Below are 24226 nucleotides of genomic sequence, written 5' to 3'. Positions count from 1 at the left end.
TTGACCGCGTACAGTCTGTAAATTTCGTCATTAGGCATCGGCAATACGGACGATAGGGTGCGGATAGGCAGAGGTTCCGGCCGAAGCTGTATTTTAAAGCCAATTTTACAAATTATGACATATCTCCATCTTTTTTCAAAAACATCTGTGCATATTTGCATCAATCAAAACAAAATTTGTTGGTTTTGCAGGTGCAAAAATAGGGTTCTGCCTGTATGATTGGCGTTTATTTGATTTGCTTTCTCATTTGGATATGAAATTTGTCAGCGATCTTTTTTCCGTCATCCTGTTTTTCGCCACCTACACCGTTACCAAAAACATGATTACCGCAACGGCGGTCGCATTGGTTGCCGGTGTGGTTCAGGCAGTTTTCCTGTATTGGAAGCATAAAAGGCTGGATACGATGCAGTGGGTCGGACTGGTGCTGATTGTCGTATTCGGCGGCGCAACCATTGTTTTGGGCGACAGCCGCTTCATTATGTGGAAGCCGACAGTATTGTTCTGGTGCGGGGCGTTATTCCTGCTGGGCAGCCACCTTGCGGGTAAAAACGGTTTAAAGGCGAGTATCGGCAGGGAGATTCAGCTTCCGGATGCCGTATGGGCGAAATTGACTTATATGTGGGTCGGTTTTCTGATTTTTATGGGTATTGCCAACTGGTTTGTGTTTACTAGGTTTGAAGCGCAATGGGTTAACTATAAGATGTTCGGTTCGACTGCGCTGATGCTTGTTTTCTTTATTATTCAGGGTATTTATCTGAGTACCTATCTGAAAAAGGAGGATTGACTGTGGAATATTTTATGTTGCTGGCAACAGACGGGGAGAATGTGCATGAAGCGCGTATGGCGGCACGTCCCGAACACCTCAAACGGCTGGAAACGTTGAAATCGGAAGGGCGGTTGCTGACCGCAGGTCCGAATCCTTTGCCGGAGGATCCGAACCGCGTTTCGGGTAGTTTGATTGTGGCGCAGTTCGAGTCTTTGGATGCGGCGCAGGCTTGGGCGGAAGATGATCCCTATGTTCATGCAGGCGTGTATAGCGAGGTGCTGATCAAGCCGTTTAAAGCGGTGTTCAAATAATGCCGGCTGTCGATTTGATCCGCGAACGCCTGCAGACGCTCGATCCTCTGGTGTTGGAAATCGGCGATGAGAGCCATCTGCACAAAGGACACGCGGGCAATACCGGCGGCGGACATTATGCCGTTTTGGTCGTCAGCGGCCGTTTTGAAGGCGTAAGCCGCCTGAACCGCCAGAAAACGGTCAAATCGCTGCTCAAAGATTTGTTTTCAGGCGGCATGATTCACGCGCTCGGCATCCGGGCGGCTACCCCTGACGAGTATTTCCATACGGCGGACTGAATGAAGTCTGCCCGAACATTTCAATTTAAAATTTAAAGAGAGAAGATTATGAAAGCAAAAATCCTGACTTCCGTTGCACTGCTTGCCTGTTCCGGCAGCCTGTTTGCCCAAACGCTGGCAACCGTCAACGGTCAGAAAATCGACAGTTCCGTCATTGATGCGCAGGTTGCCGCATTCCGTGCGGAAAACAGCCGTGCCGAAGACACGCCGCAACTGCGCCAATCCCTGCTGGAAAACGAAGTGGTCAACACCGTGGTCGCGCAGGAAGTCAAACGTTTGAAACTCGACCAGTCGGCAGAGTTTAAAGATGCGCTTGCCAAATTGCGTGCCGAAGCGGAGAAGTCGGGCGACGACAAGAAACCGTCCTTCAAAACCGTTTGGCAGGCGGTAAAATATGGCTTGAACGGCGAGGCATACGCATTGCATATCGCCAAAACCCAACCGGTTTCCGAGCAGGAAGTAAAAGCCGCATATGACAATATCAGCGGTTTTTACAAAGGTACGCAGGAAGTCCAGTTGGGCGAAATCCTGACCGACAAGGAAGAAAATGCGAAAAAAGCGGTTGCCGACTTGAAGGCGAAAAAAGGTTTTGATGCCGTTTTGAAACAATACTCGCTCAACGACCGCACCAAACAGACCGGCGCGCCGGTCGGATATGTGCCGCTGAAAGATTTGGAACAGGGTGTTCCGCCGCTTTATCAGGCAATTAAGGACTTGAAAAAAGGCGAATTTACGGCAACGCCGCTGAAAAACGGCGATTTCTACGGCGTTTATTATGTCAACGACAGCCGCGAGGTAAAAGTGCCTTCTTTTGATGAAATGAAAGGACAGATTGCGGGCAACCTTCAGGCGGAACGGATTGACCGTGCCGTCGGTGCACTGTTGGGCAAGGCAAACATCAAACCTGCAAAATAATTCTGAAAACGGGATATGGCGGCAAGACGTTCAGACAGGCGTTTTGCCGCCGCGCAGGACAGGGAATACCATGAAACAGAAAAAAACCGCTGCCGCAGTTATTGCTGCAATGTTGGCAGGTTTTGCGGCAGCCAAAGCACCCGAAATCGACCCGGCTTTGGTGGATACGCTGGTGGCGCAGATCATGCAGCAGGCAGACCGGCATGCGGAGCAGTCCCAAAAACCGGACGGGCAGGCAATCCGAAACGATGCCGTCCGCCGGCTGCAAACTTTGGAAGTTTTGAAAAACAGGGCATTGAAGGAAGGTTTGGATAAGGATAAGGATGTCCAAAACCGCTTTAAAATCGCCGAAGCGTCTTTTTATGCCGAGGAGTACGTCCGTTTTCTGGAACGTTCGGAAACGGTTTCCGAAAGCGCACTGCGTCAGTTTTATGAGCGGCAAATCCGCATGATCAAATTGCAGCAGGTCAGCTTCGCAACCGAAGAGGAGGCGCGTCAGGCGCAGCAGCTCCTGCTCAAAGGGCTGTCTTTTGAAGGGCTGATGAAGCGTTATCCGAACGACGAGCAGGCTTTTGACGGTTTCATTATGGCGCAGCAGCTTCCCGAGCCGCTGGCTTCGCAGTTTGCAGCGATGAATCGGGGCGACGTTACCCGCAATCCGGTCAAATTGGGCGAACGCTATTATCTGTTCAAACTCAGCGAGGTCGGGAAAAACCCCGACGCGCAACCTTTCGAGTTGGTCAGAAACCAATTGGAGCAGGGTTTGAGACAGGAAAAAGCCCGCTTGAAAATCGATGCCCTTTTGGAAGAAAACGGTGTCAAACCGTAATGGCATTTCCGATACCGATGCCGTCTGAAGCCTTTTCAGACGGCATTGCACGTTCAGGTAAGGAGGACGGCTTATGCGTGCGGTCATACAGAAAACGGTAGGTGCAAAGGTGGATGTCGTGTCCGAAGCCGGCACGGAAACCTGCGGCAAAATCGACGGCGGATTCGTCGTGCTACTCGGTGTAACGCATAGCGACACAGAAAAAGATGCACGCTATATCGCCGACAAAATCGCCCATTTGCGCGTGTTTGAAGACGAAGCGGGCAAGTTGAACCTGTCTTTGAAAGATGTCGGCGGCGCGGTGCTGCTGGTGTCGCAGTTTACACTTTATGCCGATGCGGCAAGCGGGCGGCGGCCTTCGTTTTCCCAAGCCGCACCTGCAGAACAGGCGCAGCAGCTTTACCTGCGAACGGCGGAACTGTTGCGCGGACACGGGATTCATGTCGAAACAGGGCGTTTCCGCACGCATATGCAGGTGTCGCTCTGTAACGACGGGCCGGTAACCATACTGCTGGACTCTTTCATGACGCGGATTTCCCCAAAAATGAAGGTTGTTCCGGATTGAAATTGAATCCGCAATGGTGAAATATCGACAATGAACGACAACACGCAAACCCTTCCCCCGCGCCGCCTTTCCGTCGCCCCGATGCTCGACTGGACGGACAGGCACTACCGTTACCTTGCCCGCCAGATTACCCGAAATACTTGGCTGTACAGCGAAATGGTCAATGCCGGCGCGATTGTTTACGGCGACAAAGACCGCTTTTTGATGTTCAACGAAGGCGAGCTGCCCGTCGCCCTGCAACTGGGCGGCAGCGACCCGTCCGATTTGGCGAAAGCCGCCAAAGCCGCCGAGGCATACGGTTACAACGAGGTCAACCTCAACTGCGGCTGCCCCAGTCCGCGCGTGCAGAAAGGTTCGTTCGGCGCGTGTCTGATGAACGAAGTCATGCTGGTTGCCGACTGCCTTAACGCCATGCAGGACGCGGTCGGCATCCCCGTTACCGTCAAACACCGCATCGGTGTGGACAGGCAGACCGAATATCAAACCGTTGCCGATTTCGTCGGCACGCTGCGCGACAAAACCGCCTGCAAAACCTTCATCGTCCACGCCCGCAACGCTTGGCTGGACGGTCTTTCCCCCAAAGAAAACCGCGACGTTCCCCCGTTGAAATACGATTACGTTTACCGCCTCAAGCAGGAGTTTCCCGAGCTGGAAATCATCATCAACGGCGGCATCACCACCAACGAAGCAATCGCCGGACACCTGCAACACGTTGACGGCGTAATGGTCGGACGCGAGGCGTACCACAACCCGATGGTGATGCGCGAATGGGACAGATTGTTTTACGGCGACACCCGCAGCCCGATCGAATACGCCGATTTGGTGCAACGTCTCTACACATACAGCCAAGCCCAAATCCAAAGCGGACGCGGCACAATATTGCGCCACATCGTCCGCCACAGCCTCGGGCTGATGCACGGTTTGAAAGGTGCGCGGACTTGGCGGCGTATGCTTTCCGACGCGACGCTCTTGAAAGACAACGACGGCAGCCTGATTCTCGAAGCGTGGAAAGAGGTTGAGCGGGCAAATACGCGCGAATAGGGCGGGGCTGTATGTGTGAAATGCCGTCTGAAGGCTTCAGACGGCATTTGTGCGTTTGTCGGGCGGTGTTTAGGGGGTGGTAACGGCGTGTTTCGGCACTTTGTCCATATCCCAGTGCGCTACCGCCCAGTCGAGCAGTTCGGCAGGGCGGTCGGTTTCCGGTGCTTCGGGCAGCTTGAGGTAACGGAACACTTGGCGGAGGAGTTGTTCGCGGCGGTTTAAATCCAATGCGGGGGCGAGCGTCTGTTTCGACCACTTCTGCCCTTGTGCGTTGGTCAGCAGCGGCAGGTGGGCATATTGCGGTGTCGGAACGCCCAAACACTGCTGCAAATAGATTTGGCGCGGCGTGGAAACGAGCAGGTCTTGTCCGCGGACGATGTGGGTAATACCCTGTTCGGCATCGTCGGCAACGACGGCGAGCTGGTATGCCCAGTAACCGTCTGCACGGAACAGGACGAAATCGCCGATGTCGCGGGCGAGGTTTTGGGCGTAACCGCCGACGATGCCGTCTGAAAAACCGATAACGCGGTCGGGGACGCGGATGCGCCACGCCGGATGTTTGCCTTGCAGTGCAGGGCGTTGGTTGGGGTGGCGGCAACGTCCGTTATAGACGAACCCGTCTGCGCCCCGCTTTGCCTCGGTCTGCCAGTCTTTGCGGCTGCAATGGCAGGGATAGACCAGTCCGGCGGTTTTCAGACGGCATAGTGTTTCTTCGTACAGGGCGTAACGGCGGCTCTGATAGGCGACTTCTCCGTCCCACTCGAATCCGAATGCCTCAAGCGTGTGCAGGATATGGCTTGCCGCCCCCGGCATTTCGCGCGGCGGATCAAGGTCTTCCATGCGGACCAGCCATTTGCCGCCGTTTGAGCGTGCATCGGCATAGGAAGCGACAGCGGTCAGCAGCGAGCCGATGTGGAGCAGCCCGGTCGGGCTGGGGGCGAAACGTCCTGTGTACATATCCGGTACAGCCCTTTTATTTAAGACTATTAATCAAAGCCATTATCTCATCTTTATTCAGTTCCATCCCGGGCTCTTCAAGCAAGGTTAAATCATATAGGGCATTATATTGCTCTTCGGTAGCTGAATCATCCATAAGAGCAGGCGAGAAAAAATCAAAGGCTCTATCTGCAATTCTCTCATTACTTGCATTTCTACTAACCAGTTTCGTCAATTCTGTATATTTTGAAAAGTTTATGGAAAAATAAAACAGCGAAAAAGTTTTGGTTTCGCTGTTTTTGATTTAATTAGCACTGATAATCTTCAAATTCCCACGAAAAAAAACGAAGTAAATAAGTCAATGACTTTTCCCAAGTTTCTTTTGAACATTCTTTAAGAATTTTCTCAATTTCCGATTTAATAACAGAATGATTAAATTCATTCATAATCATCATACCCGCTCCCCATTTAACCCTTTGATTTTGGAAACAATTATGCAAAATCCATTTAGGAGAGCATATGCGAACAGAAAATATATCTGCAGCATCACTATCATCAGTTCCTATGTCTAAATCAATTCCCACACAAAAATTGTCTTTGATTTCGGGAACGAAATCTTCAAAGGCACAATCGTAAAGATTGATGGCTTTCAATTCTAGGTTAATCATTTTATATTCAATAGTATGGGGAGGTACCGGATCCTTAAAAATCAGATCTGAATAAATTTCATCGGGTGAAATGATTTCGAGTGCTTTTGCTATGATTCTATTTCCTTTTGTGTTGGTGGATAATGTCGTGCATTAACTTCTTGTTGATTAATATTTTTAGGGCGAATCCTTGATATGCCGCACTGTGTCCGGTCAAACGGTCGATGCCGTCTGAAAGCCTTTCAGACGGCATCGGGGAAATGCCTAAGCCAAGGGCGCGAGCAGTTTTTCAAACGCTTCTTCAAACTGTTTTAAACCGTCTTCCTGTAAACGCGCCGCCAAGGTTTCGACATCGATGCCGAGCGCGGCGGTTTCTGCAAGCTGCGCTTGTGCTTCTTCTACACCTTCGGTCAGCGTGGCTTTGGCTGTGCCGTGGTCGATAAAGGCTTTGAGTGTGGCATCGGGAACGGTGTTGACGGTGTGCGCGCCGATTAGGCTGTCAACGTAGAGCGTGTCGGGATAGGCTGGGTTTTTCACGCCGGTAGATGCCCATAAAAGCTGCACGCGGTTTGCGCCTTGGGCTTCCAGTGCGGCAAATTCGGGGGCGGTGAAATATTGTTCCCAATCTTGATAGGCGGCTTTGGCAAGGGCGATGGCGATTTTGCCTTTGAGGTGGTCGGGCAGTGTTGTGTCCAGCGCGCCGTCCACACGGGAGATGAAGAAGCTGGCGACGACGTGGATATGGGCAACGCTTTGTCCGGTTGCCAAGCGTTTGGCAATGCCGCGCGCGTAGGCGGCGTAGGCTTTGAGGGTTTGGGTGCGTGAGAACAGCAGGGTCAGGTTCACGCTGATGCCGTCTGAAACGAGGGTTTCGAGCGCATCGATGCCTGCGTCGGTGGCAGGCACTTTAATCATCGCGTTTTTGCACCCGATGGCGGCGTAGAGGCGGCGCGCTTCTTCTACCGTGCCTTGCGCGTCTTTGGACAATTCGGGCGAAACTTCGAGGCTGACGAAGCCGGTTTTGCCGCCGGTGGATTCGTGTTCGGCAAGGCAAACGTCGCAGGCGGCACGCACATCGGCAACCGCCATGGTTTCGTAACGTTGTTTGGGGCTGAGGTTTTGCTGCTTGAGGGCGGCGATTTCATCGGCGTAAAGCGCGTCGCCGGCGAAGGCTTTTTGGAAAATGGCGGGATTGGAAGTTACGCCGCACACGCCTTGTTTCAGCATTTCTGCCAATCCGCCGCTTTGCACCAGCGAGCGTGAAAGGTTGTCCAGCCAGATTTGTTGTCCCAATGCTTTAACGTCCGATAAAATAGTCATTTCTGATTCCTTTGGATGGATGGGCGGGGTTTGAGGGCTTATGCTACCCCGATTCGGAAAATTTTGGTAGTTTTGTTACAGCAAAGGCGGATTGCAATGGCAGAAAACGGAAAATATCTCGACTGGGCGCGTGAAGTGTTGCACACCGAAGCGGAAGGCTTGCGCGAAATTGCAGCGGAATTGGACGAAAACTTCGTCCTTGCGGCAGACGCGTTGTTGCACTGCAAGGGCAGGGTTGTTATCACGGGCATGGGCAAGTCGGGACATATCGGGCGCAAAATGGCGGCAACCATGGCTTCGACTGGCACGCCTGCGTTTTTCGTCCATCCTGCGGAAGCGGCACACGGCGACTTGGGCATGATTGTGGACAACGACGTCGTCGTCGCGATTTCCAATTCCGGCGAAAGCGACGAAATCGCCGCCATCATCCCCGCACTCAAACGCAAAGACATTACCCTTGTCTGTATCACTGCCCGCCCCGATTCAACCATGGCGCGCCATGCCGACATCCACATCACGGCGTCGGTTTCCAAAGAAGCCTGCCCGCTGGGGCTTGCCCCGACCACCAGCACCACCGCCGTCATGGCTTTGGGCGATGCGTTGGCGGTCGTCCTGCTGCGCGCACGCGCGTTCACGCCCGACGATTTCGCCTTGAGCCATCCTGCCGGCAGCCTCGGCAAACGCCTGCTTTTACGCGTTGCCGACATTATGCACAAAGGCGGCGGCCTGCCTGCCGTCCGACTCGGCACGCCCTTGAAAGAAGCCATCGTCAGCATGAGCGAGAAAGGTTTGGGCATGTTGGCGGTAACGGACGGGCAATGCCGTCTGAAAGGCGTATTCACCGACGGCGATTTGCGCCGCCTGTTTCAAGAATGCGACAATTTTATCGGTCTTTCGATAGACGAAGTCATGCATACACACCCTAAAACCATCTCAGCCGAACGCCTCGCCACCGAAGCCCTGAAAGTCATGCAGGCAAACCATGTGAACGGGCTTCTGGTTACCGATGCAGACGGCGTGCTGACAGGTGCGCTGAATATGCACGACCTGCTGGCGGCACGGATTGTATAAGGCGTTGCAGCCGTTTCAGACGGCATTTGTGGTAAGATATGCCGTCTGAAAACAAGGAAATCCCATGCAGGCAATTTCTCCCGAATTACAGGCGCGCGCCGCCAAAATCAAACTGCTGATCCTGGATGTGGACGGCGTTTTGACCGACGGGCGCATCTTTATCCGCGATAACGGCGAAGAAATCAAATCGTTTCACACACTGGACGGACACGGTCTGAAAATGCTTCAGGCAAGCGGCGTGCAGACTGCGATTATCACAGGTCGGGACGCGCCCTCCGTCGGCATCCGCGTCAAACAGTTAGGCATAAATTACTACTTCAAAGGCATTTCGGACAAACGCGCCGCGTATGAAGAGCTGCGCGTGCAGGCAGGCGTGGAAGAAGCCGAGTGTGCCTTTGTCGGCGACGACGTGGTCGATTTACCGGTGATGGTGCGCTGCGGATTGCCGGTTGCCGTCCCCGACGCGCATTGGTTTACGCTGCAACACGCCGCCTATATTGCCAAACGCCCCGGCGGTGCGGGCGCAGTGCGCGAAGTGTGCGACCTGATTATGCGCGCGAAAGGTACGCTGGGCGCGGCTTTGAACGAGTACATCAAATGAAAGTAAGATGGCGGTACGGAATTGCGTTCCCATTGATATTGGCGGTTGCCTTGGGCGGTCTGTCGGCATGGTTGGGTCGTATCAGCGAAGTCGAAATCGAGGAAGTCAGGCTCAATCCCGACGAACCTCAATACACAATGGACGGCTTGGACGGCAGGCGGTTTGACGAACAGGGATACTTGAAAGAACATTTGAGCTCAAAGGGCGCGAAACAGTTTCCGGAAAGCAGCGATATACATTTCGAGTCGCCGCACCTTTCCTTCTTCCAAGAAGGTAGGTTGTTGTACGAAGTTGGCAGCGACGAAGCCGTCTACCATACTGAAACCAAACAAGTTCTCTTTAAAAACCATGTCGTCCTGAACAAAACCGGCGACGGCAGGCGGCAGGCGGGTACGGTAAAAACCGACAAGCTTCATGTTGATACCGAATCGCAATATGCCCAAACCGACACGCCCGTCAGCTTTCAATACGGCGCGTCGCACGGGCAGGCGGGCGGCATGACTTACGACCACAAAACAGGCCTGTTGAACTTCTCATCTAAAGTGAAAGCCACGATTTATGATACAAAAAATATGTAAAATTTTTGTTTTAATAGCATTTTTTTCGGCATCCCCCGCTTTTGCCCTTCAAAGCGACAGCAGGCAGCCTATTCAGATTGAGGCCGACCAAGGTTCGCTAGACCAGGCAAACCAAAGCACCACCTTTAGCGGCAATGTCGTCATCAGGCAAGGTACGCTCAATATTGCCGCCGCCCGCGTCAACGTAACGCGTAATGGCAAAGGCGAACAGTTTATGAAGGCCGACGGTTCGCCCGTCCGCTTCAGTCAAACGTTGGACGGCGGCAAAGGCACGGTGCGCGGGCAGGCAAACAACGTTACCTATTCCTCCGCAGGCAGCACCGTCGTTCTGACCGGCAATGCCAAAGTGCAGCGCGGCGGCGACCTTGCCGAAGGCGCGGTGATTACATACAACACTAAAACCGAAGTCTATACCATCAGCGGCAGCACAAAATCCGGCGCAAAATCCGCTTCCAAATCCGGCAGGGTCAGCGTCATCATCCAGCCTTCGAGTACGCAAAAATCCGAATAATCCCAAAATGCCGTCTGAAACATAAACCCGGTTCGGACGGCATATGCCGACCGAAGATATTGAAGAGATATTTATGAGCGCAAACGTCAGCCGCCTTGTTGTTCAAAACCTGCAAAAAAGTTTCAAAAAACGCCAAGTCGTTAAAAGCTTCTCCCTCGAAATCGAAAGCGGGGAAGTCGTCGGCCTGCTCGGGCCCAACGGCGCTGGTAAAACCACCAGTTTCTACATGATTGTCGGACTCATTGCCGCCGATGCGGGCAGCGTGATGCTGGACGGGCAGGAATTGCGCCACCTGCCCATACACGAACGCGCCCGCCTCGGTGTCGGCTACCTGCCGCAGGAAGCCTCGATATTCCGCAAAATGACAGTTGAACAGAATATCCGCGCCATCTTGGAAATCAGAACCAAAGATAAAAATCAAATCGACAGCGAAATCGAAAAACTGCTCGCCGACCTCAATATCGGACACCTGCGTCGCAGCCCCGCACCGTCGCTGTCCGGCGGCGAACGGCGGCGCGTCGAAATCGCCCGTGTCCTCGCCATGAAACCACGCTTCATCCTTTTGGACGAACCCTTTGCAGGTGTCGATCCGATTGCCGTCATCGACATCCAGAAAATCATCGGTTTCCTCAAATCGCGCGGCATCGGCGTACTGATTACCGACCACAACGTCCGCGAAACCCTCAGCATTTGCGACCGCGCCTACATTATTTCGGACGGTGCGGTGCTGGCATCCGGCAAGCCCGACGACTTGGTCGGCAATGAAAAAGTCCGCGCCGTCTATTTGGGCGAGAACTTCAAATATTGAAGCGTTTTGCCGTCTGAAAAGCAGAACATCGCCGAACAAACGGCAAAAAAACCGATTTGCACCATTTTTCTGTGAAATTAATTTAAACTTAAAACATCGACTTAGTCGGTTGGGTAAAAAATATCGACAAATCCGCTTGCGTGTTTTCCCGAAATTTGGTTTAATACGCATCTCTTAACGAGACAGATTAAAGGCCAGATAGCTCAGTTGGTAGAGCAACGGATTGAAAATCCGTGTGTCGGCGGTTCGATTCCGCCTCTGGCCACCAAAAACCGCGTTTAAGCGGTTATTTTTTTGCCTGCCGTTTTTGGGAAGTTGTCCGTGTTGGACACGTTTTGTGTCTGACCGTTATGTAGAAGGACAAAAGCGATAATAACCGCCCCGTTGCGTTTTGGAGAAGAGGGTAAAGGCAGAAAGCATATGCCGTCTGAATGATATTTCAGACGGCATTTTATATTGCGGCGGCACTCAGTCCGTGTCGTCTTCAGGTAATTCTGCCGAACCCATGCGTTTGAGCACAATATTGGTTTTGTTGCGCAGCCGTTTGCTTTTCGGATGGTCGGCGTAGTAGAGCGGGGCAGGGACGCGCGCCGTCAGTTTTGCCGCCTGCTGTTTGGTCAGCTTGGCGGCGGGTATCTTATAAAAATACCGGGATGCGGCTTCCGCGCCGAAAACGCCGTAGTGCCATTCGATTGAGTTTAAATACAGCTCAAAAATCCTGTCTTTGTCGGTAACGGCTTCCATCATCGCGGTAATCGCCGCTTCTTCGCCTTTGCGGATATAGCTGCGGCTTTCGTTTAAAAACAGGTTTTTGGCAAGCTGCTGGCTGATGGTCGATCCGCCCGCCTTCACTTCGCTGCTGTTCCGGTTGCGCCTGATGGCGTTTTGAATGCCGCCCCAATCGAAGCCGCCGTGTCCGGCAAAATGGGCATCTTCGGAAGCAATCAGGGCTTTTTTCAGGTTGACCGAAATGCGGTTGTAAGGCACCCAGCGGTAATCCAGTGCGACATCGCGCCCTTCTTGTTCGAACTGCTTCATCCGCATCGACATAAAGGCAGTCCGATGGGGCGCGACGGCGCGGTAGGTGATGATGTTGCCGTACACATAGGCATTGAAAAAGATAAAGATGCCGACGGGCAGGGCAATCAGCCATTTGACGATACGGAACATATTACATGGCTTTCATGTATTCGATGATGGGGCGGATATCGGGCGTAAATCCGCGCCAGAGGGAGTAGGAAGCGGCAGCCTGACCGACCAGCATGCCCAGGCCGTCTGAAACTTCGGCTGCGCCGTTGCTTTGGGCAAAGTTCAAAAACGCCAGCGCCGCTTCGCCGTAAACCATATCGTAGGCAAGGCGGCAGTCGCGGAAAATTTCAGGGCTGACGGCCGGAAGCTGACCGCTCAAGCCGCCGGACGTGCCGTTGATGATGATATCGAAACCGCCGTTCAAATCCGCCATCGGGACGGCTTCAATGCCGAAAAGCTGCGCCAATTCCTCGGCTTTGGCATGGGTACGGTTGGCAATGACGATACGGGCAGGGCGGTGTTCTTTCAAAACCGGAATCACGCCGCGTACCGCGCCGCCTGCGCCCAAAAGCAAAATGGTTTTGCCCTCGATGGCAATATTTTTGACCTGCGTGATGTCGTTGGCCAAACCGATACCGTCGGTGTTGTCGCCGCGCAGTTTTCCGTTTTTCAGCAAAATCAGCGTGTTGACCGCGCCTGCCGCCAATGCGCGTTCGGAATGCTCGTCCGCCAGATGAAACGCTTCCTGTTTGAACGGTACGGTAACGTTTGCCCCGCAGCCGCCGTCGGCAAAAAACGCTTCAACCGCCTGCGCGAAACCGCCGATGTCGGCGCAAATGCGTCCGTATTCGATTTCAACGCCTTCCTGAAGGGCAAACTGCCGATGGATTTGCGGCGATTTGCTGTGGGCGACGGGGTTGCCGAAAACGGCGTAGCGGGGGAGGGCGGTCATGGTCGTGTTCCAAAAGACGAGGAGGCTATTTTATAACGGCGGCGTACAGATGGAAACGATGCCGTCTGAAACGGTTGTCAGGTAGCATGACGGAATGTTTTTTTTCTTGAAAAAAGTCGTTTTTTTTTTTTTACAATTTAACTTTATTTTGTTGACAAGGACGAAAGGGTCGGACATGAAAAAGATGTTGTGCTTGGCAGTATTTGCATTAGGGTTGGCAACGCCGGCGGTGGCGGCGGATTGGGTGTGGTTAGGTATTGACAGTGACAATAATACCACGTTTGGTGATGCAGACAGCCGTACGGACAACAGAGCATGGTTTGAAACAAGGTTCGCCAAGCCGCAAAAGATTGGCAATGGAAAATTTTTTAATACAGTGAGAGCATTGCAAGAAATGGATTGCAGTGGTAAACGTCGGAGGATTTTGACGATAACGTGGTATTCCAAATCGGGAAACCCTATCGGCTCTAATACACGATCCTATGCCGAATGGAATTATGTTATTCCCGGTACGCTTGGAGAGCGTATGTACGAATTTGTCTGCAACCGCTATCCCCGTTGACCGTTTTCAAACCAAACAACAGATGCCGTCTGAACTGCTTTCAGACGGCATCTGTTTTGTCGGCATTCGGACAAAAGGGCGGGCATTCCGCTTTGGAACAGACAAACCGAAGCATATTGTTGACAATCTTGCCGTCTGAAACTATATTTTCCAGCTTGGAATTTGACGCAGGGCCAGTTTCAGACGGCATGGACGTGGTAGAATCGTGCCGACTTTGCGTCAAGCCGCCGCGTTCCGCATATTTTGCTATTTCCCTTTTCCAGGAGCTGAAAAATGTCTATTAAAAACGCCGTAAAATTGATTGAAGAAAGCGAAGCCCGCTTTGTCGATTTGCGCTTTACCGATACCAAAGGCAAGCAGCACCACTTTACCGTGCCTGCGCGCATCGTGTTGGAAGACCCCGAAGAGTGGTTTGAAAACGGTCAGGCGTTTGACGGTTCGTCTATCGGCGGCTGGAAAGGCATTCAGGCTTCCGATATGCAGCTTCGCCCCGATCCCGCCACGGCGTTTGTCGATCCTTTTTATGATGATGTTACCGTCGTCATTACCTGCGACGTTATCGATCCCGCCGACGGTCAGGGTTACGACCGTGACCCGCGCTCCATCGCACGCCGCGCCGAAGCTTATTTGAAATCTTCCGGTATCGGCGACACCGCATACTTCGGTCCCGAGCCTGAATTCTTCGTTTTTGACGGCGTGGAATTTGAAACCGATATGCACAAAACCCGTTATGAAATCACGTCCGAAAGCGGCGCGTGGGCAAGCGGTCTGCATATGGACGGTCAAAACACCGGCCACCGCCCCGCCGTCAAAGGCGGTTACGCGCCTGTTGCGCCGATTGACTGCGGTCAGGATTTGCGTTCGGCGATGGTGAACATTTTGGAAGAACTCGGTATTGAAGTGGAAGTGCACCACAGCGAAGTCGGCACCGGCAGCCAAATGGAAATCGGCACGCGCTTTGCTACTTTGGTCAAACGCGCCGACCAAACCCAAGATATGAAATACGTTATCCAAAACGTTGCCCACAACTTCGGCAAAACCGCCACCTTTATGCCCAAACCGATTATGGGCGACAACGGCAGCGGTATGCACGTCCACCAATCCATCTGGAAAGACGGTCAAAACCTGTTCGCAGGCGACGGCTATGCCGGTTTGAGCGACACCGCGCTCTACTACATCGGCGGCATCATCAAACACGCCAAAGCCCTGAACGCGATTACCAATCCGTCCACCAACTCCTACAAACGCCTTGTGCCGCACTTTGAAGCGCCGACCAAACTGGCTTATTCCGCCAAAAACCGTTCCGCTTCCATCCGCATTCCGTCTGTGAACAGCAGCAAGGCGCGCCGCATCGAAGCGCGTTTCCCCGATCCGACCGCCAACCCGTATTTGGCATTTGCCGCCCTGCTGATGGCGGGTTTGGACGGTATTCAAAACAAAATCCATCCGGGCGACCCTGCCGATAAAAACCTGTACGACCTGCCGCCGGAAGAAGACGCGCTCGTCCCGACCGTCTGCGCTTCTTTGGAAGAAGCACTCGCCGCCCTCAAGGCCGACCACGAATTCCTGCTGCGTGGCGGCGTGTTCAGCAAAGACTGGATCGACAGCTACATCGCCTTTAAAGAGGAAGATGTCCGCCGCATCCGCATGGCACCGCATCCGCTGGAATTTGAAATGTATTACAGCCTGTAAGCACGTCGGGTTTTCAGAAAAGCAATGCCGTCTGAACGCAGTTTCAGACGGCATTTTGCATTGGAACGGCAAACCGGCGGCGCGGGGCGGCGTTTTTCAGCAGGCGGGCGATATTTGCTACAATAGGTTTTTATTTCTTGGCTGCACGAACGATGACTGCATCGAAATCAGGTTTTATCGGGCAAATCTTTTCCCGCAATATGCTCGTCTGTATTTTTACGGGGTTTGCCTCGGGATTGCCGCTGTATTTTCTGATTAACCTGATTCCGGCGTGGTTACGCAGCGAGCAGGTGGATTTGAAGAGCATCGGGCTGATGGCGTTAATCGGACTGCCGTTTACTTGGAAATTTTTGTGGTCGCCGCTGATGGACGCGGTCAGGCTGCCCGTTTTGGGACGGCGGCGCGGGTGGATGCTGCTGACGCAGGCAGGGTTGCTGGCGGCTTTGGCGGCATATGCCTTTTTAAACCCCCGTAATCATCTGCCGCTGATTGCCGGTTTGTCGGTGCTTGTCGCGTTTTTTGCCGCCAGTCAGGACATTGTATTGGATGCGTTCAGGCGCGAGATTTTGTCGGACGAAGAATTGGGTTTGGGCAACTCGGTTCACGTGAACGCCTACCGGGTTGCCGCTTTGGTTCCGGGTTCGCTCAGTCTGGTGTTGGCAGACAGGATGCCGTGGTCAGAAGTATTTGTTATCACTTCATTATTTATGCTGCCCGGCCTTCTGATGACGCTGTTTCTCGCGCGCGAACCCGTGTTGCCGCCTTCCGTTCCTAAAACGTTGAAGCAGACCGTGGTAGAGCCGTTTAAAGAATTTTTTACGCGCAAGGGCATCGCTTCGGCGATATGCGTGCTGCTGTTTATCTTCCTCTACAAACTCGGCGACAGTATGGCAACCGCGTTGGCAACGCCGTTTTATCTGGATATGGGTTTCAGCAAGACCGACATCGGTTTGATTGCGAAAAATGCAGGACTGTGGCCGGCAGTGGCGGCAGGTATCTTGGGCGGCGTGTGGATGCTGAAAATCGGCGTAAACAAAGCCTTGTGGCTATTCGGCGCGGTGCAGGCTGTAACCGTTTTGGGGTTTGTATGGCTGGCAGGGTTTGGGCATTTCGACACGGTCGGTACGAGCGAGAGGCTGATGCTGGCGGCAGTTATCGGCGCAGAGGCAGTCGGCGTGGGTTTGGGGACGGCGGCGTTCGTATCGTATATGGCGCGCGAGACCAATCCCGCATTTACCGCAACGCAGCTCGCACTGTTTACCAGCCTGTCCGCTGTTCCCCGTACGGTCATCAATTCCTTTGCCGGTTATCTGATTGAATGGCTCGGGTATGTACCGTTTTTCCAGCTGTGTTTCATACTTGCCCTGCCGGGTATGCTGCTGCTGCTGAAAGTTTCGCCTTGGAACGGGGAAAAAACTCAGGATACAGGCGGATGAACGCGTCAAACTGGAGCGTTTACCTGATATTGTGTGAAAACAGCGCGTTCTATTGCGGCATCAGCAAGAATCCGCAACAGCGGCTTGCCGCCCACACAGCCGGTAAAGGCGCGAAATATACCCGCGTATTCAAACCGGTAGCGATGCGTATCGTTGCAGGCGGGATGGATAAAGGCACTGCGCTCAAACAGGAAATCGCTGTCAAAAAACTGACCGCCGCACAAAAACGGCAATTGTGGGAACAGGCAGAAAAAATGCCGTCTGAAACCTGACGGTTCAGGTTTGGACGGCAGTTGGCAGCAATCAGGGAAAAGCGGGGCAGGCTGCAAGGAAAACCGATGTTTCAACGCACAGGACGGCACATAAAGCGTCGCCCTATGAAAGTGAAGGCATATATCGGTATTTTTTATACGTCAACAGAAAAGAAGACGATGAACTGTTTGTTGGATTTGTATTAATCAATCAGTATATTTTTTATGCCGGGGTATTTTTCCTTATCGGTATCCCTTCTTTTATGAGGATGCCTGCCGCTCATATAAAGAACGGGGAAGACCCGATGGGAAAATATGGTACAGCCCTCGATATCGCACAATATGTCAACTTATTTGTTTGTTTTATTGGGCAGCAAAAAGGGAATTTTTTGTGTTCAAAACTTTCGACTCCACTTAAAGTCTTGCAGGATAAGGCTTGCAGGGGTTTCTAGCCCCTTTTTTGTCCTATATGCCGCTTATTCAATATTTAAAAGATATAATGGGAAATAGTGGATTATTCTCATCCCATGCTACCTCATAATTAACAAATATATTTTTTAATGTTTTAATGAAAGGAATGTTTAATTCAAATTTCTTTCCATTCCACTCTTCAAACGCCTCTGGAATATATTCCTTTATTAAATCTATCCCTTTTTTTGTTAATACAATTTCCCCCTGATACCACACCTCATTATCATTATTAAAAGGACTTTGTTTTGCTAAATTATGGCAAAAGTCTAAAATATCATTTTTCGTTTCAAAGTTGATAGGTTCAAGAGTTGCTAATTGACATATTAATAATCTATATATGAATTCAACTGCAAATTGCCAATCTTTGTTTCCTTGACCATGCGATGCAAAATGCATTGGAAAATAACCATCTAATGCTAAATACTCAAATTCGCATTGAATATTTTCTGCTGTCTCTAAATTCATTAAAACATCCTTATCTAGCAGGGAATTTAAATTTTAACTCTGTTGGCTTGCCTTTTAAATTAATATTTAAGTTATTTAATGTGTATTTCCGTTTTTTGGATTGTGGTTTTCAATTTGTAGCGAATCGGATTCGGCATATACGGCATTGCAAAAAGCGTCTGACTCTCCAATGCCGTCTGAAAAAATGCCGTCTGAAAACCGGTTTCAGACGGCATTTGCGTTCAGTTAAGAAAGGCCGCGCCTGCCGCCCGAACGTCTCGCCGCAGCCTCTGCATAACGGCTCACCTCTTTTTCCAAATTTTCCAAGTTCAAAGGAAAATCAGGCAGTTTGTCTCCCTGTTTCTCTTCGCGGATAATCCGCCCGCCATCCAAATACCACGTCTGTTGCGCATGATAGGTCTGTATATCCGCCGTTACGCCATCCGCTTTCAATGCTACCGTCGAAGATTGTGCAATAAAAAGATTTCCGTTTTTCAAATAATATTCGAAACTCTGGCGTTTTTTTCCATTGTCGAAACTCCAATAGACTTTTTGCGGCAGACCGTCCGCATCATAGCCGACCACAAGACTGTTCGCCTTCATCCACCGGGGCATCAATTCCCGCATATTCTGATAAAACACAGAATCGCGCGAGTCCGACGCAATCCGGTTGCTCTCTTCGCGGAAGTCCCAAACCTTCTGCTCGTCATTCGCGACATCCCGGTATTTCGCCAAATATATCTGGGCCATCTGATAACACCCGAGACAATGCTCATAAACATCTTCCCCGATTTTCCCGTACCCCGCCGCATCAAATACCGAACCGTCCGGTTGCCAAACAACCCGATATTCTCCTGTCGTTTCATAATTTTCCCCGTGAGCCGTTCCGCCGTACACATTTACAGAAAACGGACGATCGTTTCGATACAGATATTCGGCATTAACAAACGCTTCCGGCGAGCGTTGCGAAAGCGAAACCGCAACCAAACCGCCCTCACCGATATGGTAATTCAGCCAAACCTCTTTCCCATGTTCCTGCTCCGTTACGTGAAACCATTTCACCTTTTCTTTCAAACGACTGAGTCGGATAGCGAGCGCGAGATAATCCTTCTCCGACTGCAACGGACCGTCATCCACAGTTTCGGCAAGGCTTTCCTCCGTCCTCATCGATTCTTTCACGATGACAACCGCCCTGTCGGCATTTCGGAACAGGCGGGCAAGTTTCGCCACAAAAGTATTCGGATTTTCAGGTACTTCAGTTGCCGTATCGCTCAAAAACCAATGCGGATTAATCTCATAGGCAATACCCGTTCCCAGCCAAAAGGCAAATACAAGTGCAAAAAATGACAACAATACCGGTTTGAATTTTTTAAACATATTTATTTTCCGTTTAACAGGATATATCGATTATATCAGGCGGGCTTTGATTGTTTGATTTTTAATCTAATCTACGGTTGCTGCCGTACTTTAAAAAACTATGCAGGCTGCGGCTTGTTACCCTTGTTTGCTTCGATTCAAATTTTTGACTAATTCAAATGCTTCGGATTGATATTGCCTTTGCCATTTTTCCCAATCTAACGGTTTTCCCGAGCGTTCCCAATCTTCTAAAACCGACATTTTGAACGTTTCCATTTCCCACCAATATTCGGCATATAAACGTGATTGATTGGGAATGTCGGCTTCTGCCCGATCGGCAAAATGCAAAAAATGAGAAATATCGCAAACTATATTATTTTCAGGAACTTCTTCGGCAAATAGATGCTTGACTGACTATAACGCTTCGGTCTGATATTTTTCTGTCCATTTTTCCCATTTTTCAGGCTTTCCCGATATTTCCCAATCTTCCAATACGGAAGCATTCAAGATTTCCAATTTCCACCAACAGTCGTAATAATGGGAGGATTGGTTAGGAATTTTATTTTCTGCTTCGGAAACAAATTGGGCAAAACTAAAAATATCCTTAACGATTTTTTCAAATCTATTTTCCATAGGTTGCCGCCCCCTCCAAATTGTTTGCCAACAACTTCGGCAAAATCAAGCCGGCAAGCCCCGGCATCCTGTACCAATCGGAGAAAATGCCGTCTGAAAGCCGAATACCGCTTCAGACGGCATTTTGATTGCCGGGGTTTGCTATTTTTTGTTGTAATAATCAAATCGCACGTTGACTATGTCTATCTCGGTAAAAATATAACGGAGCATTACTCTGAACCTTTCATAACGCTCATCAATTTTGACACTTTTAGGTAACCAAGGGGAAGATTTAATTGTAAAAAGTTTCCAATTTGGAACCATTAAAAACTCAATAATGGTACCGATTCCAATCACGATATCCCTTGGTATATCCATCGGATAAGGATATTTTCTCCTAACCTCGATTAAAGCATTCTCCAATTTCCAATATTCTTCATCATCCCACACCCCGTCATCATACCATTTGCCAATAAATGAATTTTCGTCATACTCTTCAAAACAAGGGATGTTTCTTCTAAAATCCTTGAACTCACACATCATAATTAATCTCCAATACGATTTAGGTTTTTATCAAATGTACCGTTTCTTGTTTCTTTTCTGTAATGTTATTCATCGTAGTAAGGTTCTGTCGAATAATTGTCTTTGCCCCCGGCAATGATAGTAACAATTTTCCCTTTTGCTTCCCATGCTTGTACTCCTATTTCATCAAACTCATAGACATATGTCGGATAAGATTCATTTGATAAATAATATTTATCAACACCGTATGATTTAGGGTGATGGAAAAGCTGTTTAAAATCTTCAAAATTCAGACCTATTATATTAACGCCCATAAAATATAGCTCCTGATAACAAAATATAGAAATAATTTTGTTTTTTTCGACGGAAATGAGTAAATTTGAGTCGGGAGATTCATAATATTCTGTTCTAAACTCATCAGGAGGTTCATACATAAAAGTTTCCAGTATGTTTTTGTACTCTGTTATATCCGCACCAAAACGGAATATTCCTACAGAAGTAAAAGGTAAAAATTCGGGAGTTTTAACGACCGCGTCGACCATGCTCTTCTCCTTTTGCTTTTCGATTGGCATTTTTTGCAATATTTCTGATTTTTTGCTTAATCTTTAAGCGTTCATTTTTGGACATTCCGGGAATAATTTTATTTTTTAATTCAGCAATTCTTGATTCCGCTGATATTTGACTTCGACCGCCATCTCCATGTTTTTCATTCTTGGAGCTTCCTGTTCTTTTAGGCGGACACGCATTATGAACCCAAACCCCTTCCGTTTCCGCCTGATTGCCCTTGACGAAGTAAGTATGCCAGTCGGCAACGGTCAGATTGTAGGCTTTGAGTGGTTTTGGTTTGACAATGATGTTGCGGACGGTTTGGGTTCTGCCGCTTTCGGAATACAGCCTGCTTCCCGCTTTCAAATCTTCCGCTTTAACCCATTTGCCGTCCGAATAAAACGGATGGATGAGGTTGGAAATCAGGGTTTGGCTGTTGCCGATGCCGTCTGAAAGCCGAATACCGCTTCAGACGGCATTTTGATTGCCGGGTTTTGCTATTTTTTGTTGTAATAATCAAATCGCACGTTGACTATGTCTATCTCGGTGAAGATATAACGGAGCATTGTTTTAAGCCTTTCATAACGTTCGTTAATTCCCACGCTATCAGGTAGCCAAGGGGAAGCTTTAATTTCGAAAAGCTCCCAATTTGGAACCATTAAGAAATCAATAATGGTACCGATTCCAATGACAACATATCTTGGTATGTCCATCGGATAAGGATATTTTTTTCTAACCTCAATTAAATCATTCTCCAACTTCCAATATTCTTCATCATCCCACACCCCGTCATCATACCATTTGCCAATAAATGAATTTTCGTCATACCCCTCAAAATAAGGAACGTTTCTTATAATATCCTTGAATTCACACATAATAATGTATCTCCAATATAATTAAACTTTTCATCTCAATCTACCTTTACTATGTTGTATTGGAAAGTAAAAAAATTTCCAGTCCTCTACATCTAAATCAGTAAAAATATAACGGAGCATTACTCTGAACCTTTCATAACGCTCATCAATTTTGACACTTTTAGGCAACCAAGGGGAAGCTTTAATTCCAAAACGTTTCCAATTTTGAACCATTAAAAAATCAATAATGGTACCGATTCCAATCACGATATCCCTTGGTATATCCATCGGATAAGGATATTTTCTCCTAACCTCGATTAAAGCATTCTCCAATTTCCAATATTCTTCATCATCCCACACCCCGTCATCATACCATTTGCCAATAAATGAATTTTCGTCATACTCCTTAAAACAAGGGATGTTTCTTCTAAAATCCTTGAACTCGCACATAATAATTAATCTCCAATACGATTGAGGTTTTCATCAAATGTACCGTTTCTTGTTTCTTTTCTGTTCAGTTTTTCGGGTGAAGATGCTTCTTTCCAAGCCCCTCCATTATGTGAATCTACATCGCGTGATATATAACTCTTTCCTTTTTTAAAAATAGCAGCATCATTTCTCGTTCTTTCTTTTATTTTTCTATATCCCAATTTCTTTGCTGCTGCATATGCTTCTGAATCATTCCCATATACGGGGGTAGATGGTGTTTTTCTTGGCGGACACGCATTATGAACCCAAACCCCTTCCGTTTCCGCCTGATTGCCCTTGACGAAGTAAGTATGCCAGTCGGCAACGGTCAGATTGTAGGCTTTGAGCGGTTTTGGTTTGACAACGATGTTGCGGACGGTTTGGGTTTTGCCGCTTTCGGAATACAGCCTGCTTCCCGCCTTTAAGTCTTCCGCCTTAATCCATTTGCCGTCCGAATAAAACGGGTGGATGCGGTTGGAAATCAGGGTTTGGCTGTTACCGATGCCGTCTGAAATTTCAATGTAAACGGTTTCTTGATACGGATTGCCGTATCGGGCGGTAACGGGTTTGTATCCTGTTTTTCCACTGGTTTCATCTTTGGCAAAGACGTACTCTCCAGTTTGGATATGTGCGATGGCTTTGTAGCCGTCTGCCGTTTTGACCAAGGTGCTGCCGTGGAAGGAGCAGGTGTAGGATTTTTGAAGAACTTAGTTCTCAATATCCTGTTTCAAATGAAGGAAAGGTCGTCTGGAAATTAAAAGCAGTTTCAGACGACCTTTTGATTGTGGGATTTTCAGCCCAACCTATGCTTATTCAACTAAACTGTCAATCAATTCTTTTATGTCATTACGGGTCAGTTCCATACCCGGTTCACCGATAAGTGCTAAATCATATATTATATTACGCGATTCTGGAGAATTATCTTTTGACCAAGCATACAGAAAATCAAAAGCAAGATTCGCAATTTTTTCATCCGAAGCGTTTTGATTGAACAATCTGAGTAGTTCAGAATATGCGTATTGTTGAGTTATTTTTTCCACGAATCTAATTCCTGTTTTGTTGGTGGATAATGCTGAGAGGTTACACTTTGTCCGTTAATTGATTTAGGATGAACCATAGTTACGTTCCCGCTATGATCATAACTTTCCATCCATTGTCGGGTACTGCCTGTTTTAGGATTATATTCTGTAACAAAGCTATTACCCCTCGTTTTTCCCTCGGTTCTAGCAAATCGCTCAGCTTCATAATACCTGATTCTCCCATCAGGTAAAGTTTTTGTCCTAGATGCACTATTTTGAGCACCTTCCAAACCTGACAATTTCTTAGCTAATGCCGATTGGGCATTGGCAGAATGCGCATCCCCATATTGCTTGTATTTGGCTTGTGTGGCGGCTGAGAAATCCCCGCTAACCGCAGCCTTCCCCGGTTTTGCCGCCTTTGCCAACTTCGCGGCTTTGGCTGCTTTTGCCGCCTTTGTCAGGTTTTTGACTTTGGCAAACGGCAGGACGTTGACCAGGGCTTCGACGGTTTCGGCGGCATTGGGGTTTTCCTGCATCCACTGGTCAACGGCTTCGCCCGCGCTGATAAAGGGGTTGAGTGCTCCGGCGGCGATGCCGTTGACAAACTCCATGCTGTTGCCCCAGCGGTCGAGCTTGGCATTGTGCTCGAACATTTTTCTGTTGGCTTCATCGGCGCGGTCGGAGAAATTGCTGCCGAGGTTGCTGTAATTGTCGGATATGCGTTGCCGGATGCTGCGGGTGTCGGTCGGATTGAGTTTGATGCTGCGGGCTGTGCCATTGACGTGATAGGTGTATTCGTCCCTTGCGCCCGTGGGGTCGGGATAGTCGCTGCCTT

At 49.6% G+C, this 24226-nt stretch carries 33 protein-coding genes, 1 tRNA gene and 2 pseudogenes; 17 read left to right on the top strand and 19 right to left on the bottom strand.

What is annotated here, in order from left to right:
• Positions 1-253 precede the first annotated feature (253 nt).
• The 7 genes from DBY86_RS04420 (at position 254) to dusA (ending at position 4705) form a co-directional block, all read left to right on the top strand.
• On the top strand, positions 254-784 hold the full coding sequence (locus DBY86_RS04420) for a septation protein A (protein WP_107819062.1): 531 nt from the start codon (positions 254-256) through the stop codon (positions 782-784).
• Positions 785-786: 2 nt separating this feature from the next.
• Positions 787-1077 carry a YciI family protein gene (locus tag DBY86_RS04415; protein ID WP_192882205.1) on the top strand — a complete coding sequence of 97 codons (291 nt, stop codon included), beginning with the start codon at positions 787-789 and terminating at the stop codon, positions 1075-1077.
• Positions 1077-1355, top strand: a complete 279-nt coding sequence (locus tag DBY86_RS04410) for a BolA family protein (RefSeq protein WP_002216424.1) — start codon at positions 1077-1079, stop codon at positions 1353-1355. The genes DBY86_RS04415 and DBY86_RS04410 overlap by 1 nt, the downstream gene beginning before the upstream one ends.
• A 48-nt stretch (positions 1356-1403) precedes the next feature.
• Entirely contained in the window at positions 1404-2270 is an 867-nt protein-coding gene (locus tag DBY86_RS04405) for a peptidyl-prolyl cis-trans isomerase (protein ID WP_107819061.1), read from the top strand.
• Between the two features lie 70 nt (positions 2271-2340).
• Entirely contained in the window at positions 2341-3099 is a 759-nt protein-coding gene (locus tag DBY86_RS04400) for a peptidyl-prolyl cis-trans isomerase (RefSeq protein WP_002231706.1), read from the top strand.
• 73 nt (positions 3100-3172) lie between these two features.
• Positions 3173-3664 carry a D-aminoacyl-tRNA deacylase gene (gene dtd / locus DBY86_RS04395; protein ID WP_002224881.1) on the top strand — a complete coding sequence of 164 codons (492 nt, stop codon included), beginning with the start codon at positions 3173-3175 and terminating at the stop codon, positions 3662-3664.
• Between the two features lie 30 nt (positions 3665-3694).
• The gene (gene dusA / locus DBY86_RS04390) at positions 3695-4705 is read left to right on the top strand and encodes a tRNA dihydrouridine(20/20a) synthase DusA (RefSeq protein WP_107819060.1); all 1011 of its coding nucleotides are present in this window, start codon (positions 3695-3697) and stop codon (positions 4703-4705) included.
• 69 nt (positions 4706-4774) lie between these two features.
• On the opposite strand, the gene gluQRS is transcribed toward dusA, so the two are convergent.
• The 5 genes from gluQRS to tal all read right to left on the bottom strand — a co-directional run bounded on the left by gluQRS (position 4775) and on the right by tal (position 7608).
• Positions 4775-5662, bottom strand: a complete 888-nt coding sequence (gene gluQRS, locus DBY86_RS04385; protein WP_107819059.1) for a tRNA glutamyl-Q(34) synthetase GluQRS — start codon at positions 5660-5662, stop codon at positions 4775-4777.
• A 16-nt stretch (positions 5663-5678) separates the two neighbouring features.
• Positions 5679-5945 (bottom strand): hypothetical protein, encoded by a 267-nt coding sequence (locus DBY86_RS04380; protein ID WP_234402970.1) that lies wholly within the window; start codon positions 5943-5945, stop codon positions 5679-5681.
• 4 nt (positions 5946-5949) lie between these two features.
• Positions 5950-6309, bottom strand: a complete 360-nt coding sequence (locus DBY86_RS04375) for an immunity 8 family protein (protein ID WP_002221979.1) — start codon at positions 6307-6309, stop codon at positions 5950-5952.
• 97 nt (positions 6310-6406) lie between these two features.
• Positions 6407-6541: a hypothetical protein gene (locus DBY86_RS13920; RefSeq protein WP_300905295.1), complete on the bottom strand. Its 135-nt coding sequence runs from the start codon at positions 6539-6541 to the stop codon at positions 6407-6409.
• Positions 6542-6552: 11 nt separating this feature from the next.
• A complete protein-coding gene (tal, locus tag DBY86_RS04370; RefSeq protein ID WP_107819057.1) occupies positions 6553-7608 on the bottom strand; it encodes a transaldolase in 1056 nt (351 codons plus the stop codon).
• A 96-nt stretch (positions 7609-7704) separates the two neighbouring features.
• On the opposite strand from tal, the gene DBY86_RS04365 reads away from it, so the two are divergent.
• From DBY86_RS04365 to DBY86_RS04340, 6 genes are all read left to right on the top strand, one after another.
• Positions 7705-8679 (top strand): KpsF/GutQ family sugar-phosphate isomerase, encoded by a 975-nt coding sequence (locus tag DBY86_RS04365; protein WP_107819056.1) that lies wholly within the window; start codon positions 7705-7707, stop codon positions 8677-8679.
• Between the two features lie 64 nt (positions 8680-8743).
• Positions 8744-9280 (top strand): KdsC family phosphatase, encoded by a 537-nt coding sequence (locus tag DBY86_RS04360; protein WP_003676541.1) that lies wholly within the window; start codon positions 8744-8746, stop codon positions 9278-9280.
• The gene (gene lptC / locus DBY86_RS04355; protein ID WP_107819055.1) at positions 9277-9858 is read left to right on the top strand and encodes an LPS export ABC transporter periplasmic protein LptC; all 582 of its coding nucleotides are present in this window, start codon (positions 9277-9279) and stop codon (positions 9856-9858) included. The genes DBY86_RS04360 and lptC overlap by 4 nt, the downstream gene beginning before the upstream one ends.
• Complete coding sequence (lptA, locus tag DBY86_RS04350; protein WP_107819054.1) at positions 9839-10369, top strand: lipopolysaccharide transport periplasmic protein LptA; 531 nt, start codon at positions 9839-9841, stop codon at positions 10367-10369. Before lptC ends, lptA begins: the two co-directional genes overlap by 20 nt.
• 73 nt (positions 10370-10442) lie before the next feature.
• Entirely contained in the window at positions 10443-11177 is a 735-nt protein-coding gene (gene lptB, locus DBY86_RS04345; protein ID WP_107819202.1) for an LPS export ABC transporter ATP-binding protein, read from the top strand.
• A 192-nt stretch (positions 11178-11369) separates the two neighbouring features.
• Positions 11370-11445 (top strand) — tRNA-Phe (locus tag DBY86_RS04340).
• Positions 11446-11645: 200 nt separating this feature from the next.
• On the opposite strand, the gene mtgA is transcribed toward DBY86_RS04340, so the two are convergent.
• Both mtgA and aroE read right to left on the bottom strand, forming a co-directional pair.
• On the bottom strand, positions 11646-12347 hold the full coding sequence (mtgA, locus tag DBY86_RS04335; protein WP_107819053.1) for a monofunctional biosynthetic peptidoglycan transglycosylase: 702 nt from the start codon (positions 12345-12347) through the stop codon (positions 11646-11648).
• A 1-nt stretch (position 12348) separates the two neighbouring features.
• The gene (aroE, locus tag DBY86_RS04330) at positions 12349-13158 is read right to left on the bottom strand and encodes a shikimate dehydrogenase (protein WP_107819052.1); all 810 of its coding nucleotides are present in this window, start codon (positions 13156-13158) and stop codon (positions 12349-12351) included.
• Positions 13159-13333: 175 nt separating this feature from the next.
• Between aroE and DBY86_RS04320 the strand changes: the two genes are divergently transcribed.
• The 4 genes from DBY86_RS04320 (at position 13334) to DBY86_RS04300 (ending at position 17120) form a co-directional block, all read left to right on the top strand.
• Entirely contained in the window at positions 13334-13720 is a 387-nt protein-coding gene (locus DBY86_RS04320; protein ID WP_096109202.1) for a surface-adhesin E family protein, read from the top strand.
• Between the two features lie 273 nt (positions 13721-13993).
• A complete protein-coding gene (gene glnA, locus DBY86_RS04310) occupies positions 13994-15412 on the top strand; it encodes a type I glutamate--ammonia ligase (protein WP_101122889.1) in 1419 nt (472 codons plus the stop codon).
• A gap of 152 nt (positions 15413-15564) precedes the next feature.
• Positions 15565-16848, top strand: coding sequence for an MFS transporter (locus DBY86_RS04305; protein WP_107819200.1), 1284 nt, complete (start codon positions 15565-15567; stop codon positions 16846-16848).
• A complete protein-coding gene (locus DBY86_RS04300) occupies positions 16845-17120 on the top strand; it encodes a GIY-YIG nuclease family protein (protein WP_107819050.1) in 276 nt (91 codons plus the stop codon). Before DBY86_RS04305 ends, DBY86_RS04300 begins: the two co-directional genes overlap by 4 nt.
• Positions 17121-17579: 459 nt before the next feature.
• Here the strand turns inward: DBY86_RS04300 and DBY86_RS04290 are convergent, their stop codons facing one another.
• From DBY86_RS04290 to DBY86_RS04235, 12 genes and pseudogenes are all read right to left on the bottom strand, one after another.
• Positions 17580-18035 carry a hypothetical protein gene (locus tag DBY86_RS04290; protein WP_070843107.1) on the bottom strand — a complete coding sequence of 152 codons (456 nt, stop codon included), beginning with the start codon at positions 18033-18035 and terminating at the stop codon, positions 17580-17582.
• A 71-nt stretch (positions 18036-18106) separates the two neighbouring features.
• Positions 18107-18250 carry a hypothetical protein gene (locus tag DBY86_RS12900; RefSeq protein ID WP_159068548.1) on the bottom strand — a complete coding sequence of 48 codons (144 nt, stop codon included), beginning with the start codon at positions 18248-18250 and terminating at the stop codon, positions 18107-18109.
• Between the two features lie 10 nt (positions 18251-18260).
• Entirely contained in the window at positions 18261-19391 is a 1131-nt protein-coding gene (locus DBY86_RS04285) for a hypothetical protein (RefSeq protein WP_107819049.1), read from the bottom strand.
• Positions 19392-19508: 117 nt separating this feature from the next.
• Positions 19509-20003 (bottom strand): annotated as a pseudogene (locus DBY86_RS04280) (hypothetical protein).
• Between the two features lie 141 nt (positions 20004-20144).
• A complete protein-coding gene (locus DBY86_RS04275) occupies positions 20145-20522 on the bottom strand; it encodes an immunity 41 family protein (RefSeq protein WP_002224313.1) in 378 nt (125 codons plus the stop codon).
• Between the two features lie 68 nt (positions 20523-20590).
• Positions 20591-21046: a hypothetical protein gene (locus tag DBY86_RS04265; protein WP_013448463.1), complete on the bottom strand. Its 456-nt coding sequence runs from the start codon at positions 21044-21046 to the stop codon at positions 20591-20593.
• Positions 21047-21236: 190 nt separating this feature from the next.
• A pseudogene (locus DBY86_RS13630) lies at positions 21237-21512 on the bottom strand (polymorphic toxin-type HINT domain-containing protein); the annotation flags it as partial.
• Between the two features lie 35 nt (positions 21513-21547).
• Entirely contained in the window at positions 21548-21925 is a 378-nt protein-coding gene (locus tag DBY86_RS04255; RefSeq protein WP_107819048.1) for an immunity 41 family protein, read from the bottom strand.
• Positions 21926-21955: 30 nt separating this feature from the next.
• Complete coding sequence (locus tag DBY86_RS04250; protein WP_107819047.1) at positions 21956-22354, bottom strand: immunity 41 family protein; 399 nt, start codon at positions 22352-22354, stop codon at positions 21956-21958.
• Positions 22355-22359: 5 nt separating this feature from the next.
• Entirely contained in the window at positions 22360-23037 is a 678-nt protein-coding gene (locus DBY86_RS14100) for a polymorphic toxin-type HINT domain-containing protein (RefSeq protein WP_107819046.1), read from the bottom strand.
• A gap of 144 nt (positions 23038-23181) precedes the next feature.
• Positions 23182-23412, bottom strand: coding sequence for a hypothetical protein (locus DBY86_RS04240; protein WP_002259487.1), 231 nt, complete (start codon positions 23410-23412; stop codon positions 23182-23184).
• Positions 23400-24226 (bottom strand): MafB family polymorphic toxin (locus tag DBY86_RS04235; RefSeq protein WP_159068547.1); only part of this gene is annotated, 827 nt, incomplete at its 5' end. The genes DBY86_RS04235 and DBY86_RS04240, both read right to left, overlap by 13 nt.

The sequence above is a fragment of the Neisseria bergeri genome (genome assembly GCA_003044455.1).
Lineage (GTDB): Bacteria > Pseudomonadota > Gammaproteobacteria > Burkholderiales > Neisseriaceae > Neisseria > Neisseria bergeri.
Note: the sequence above shows the minus strand (reverse complement) of the source record. Positions and strands in the feature narration are given on the sequence as shown.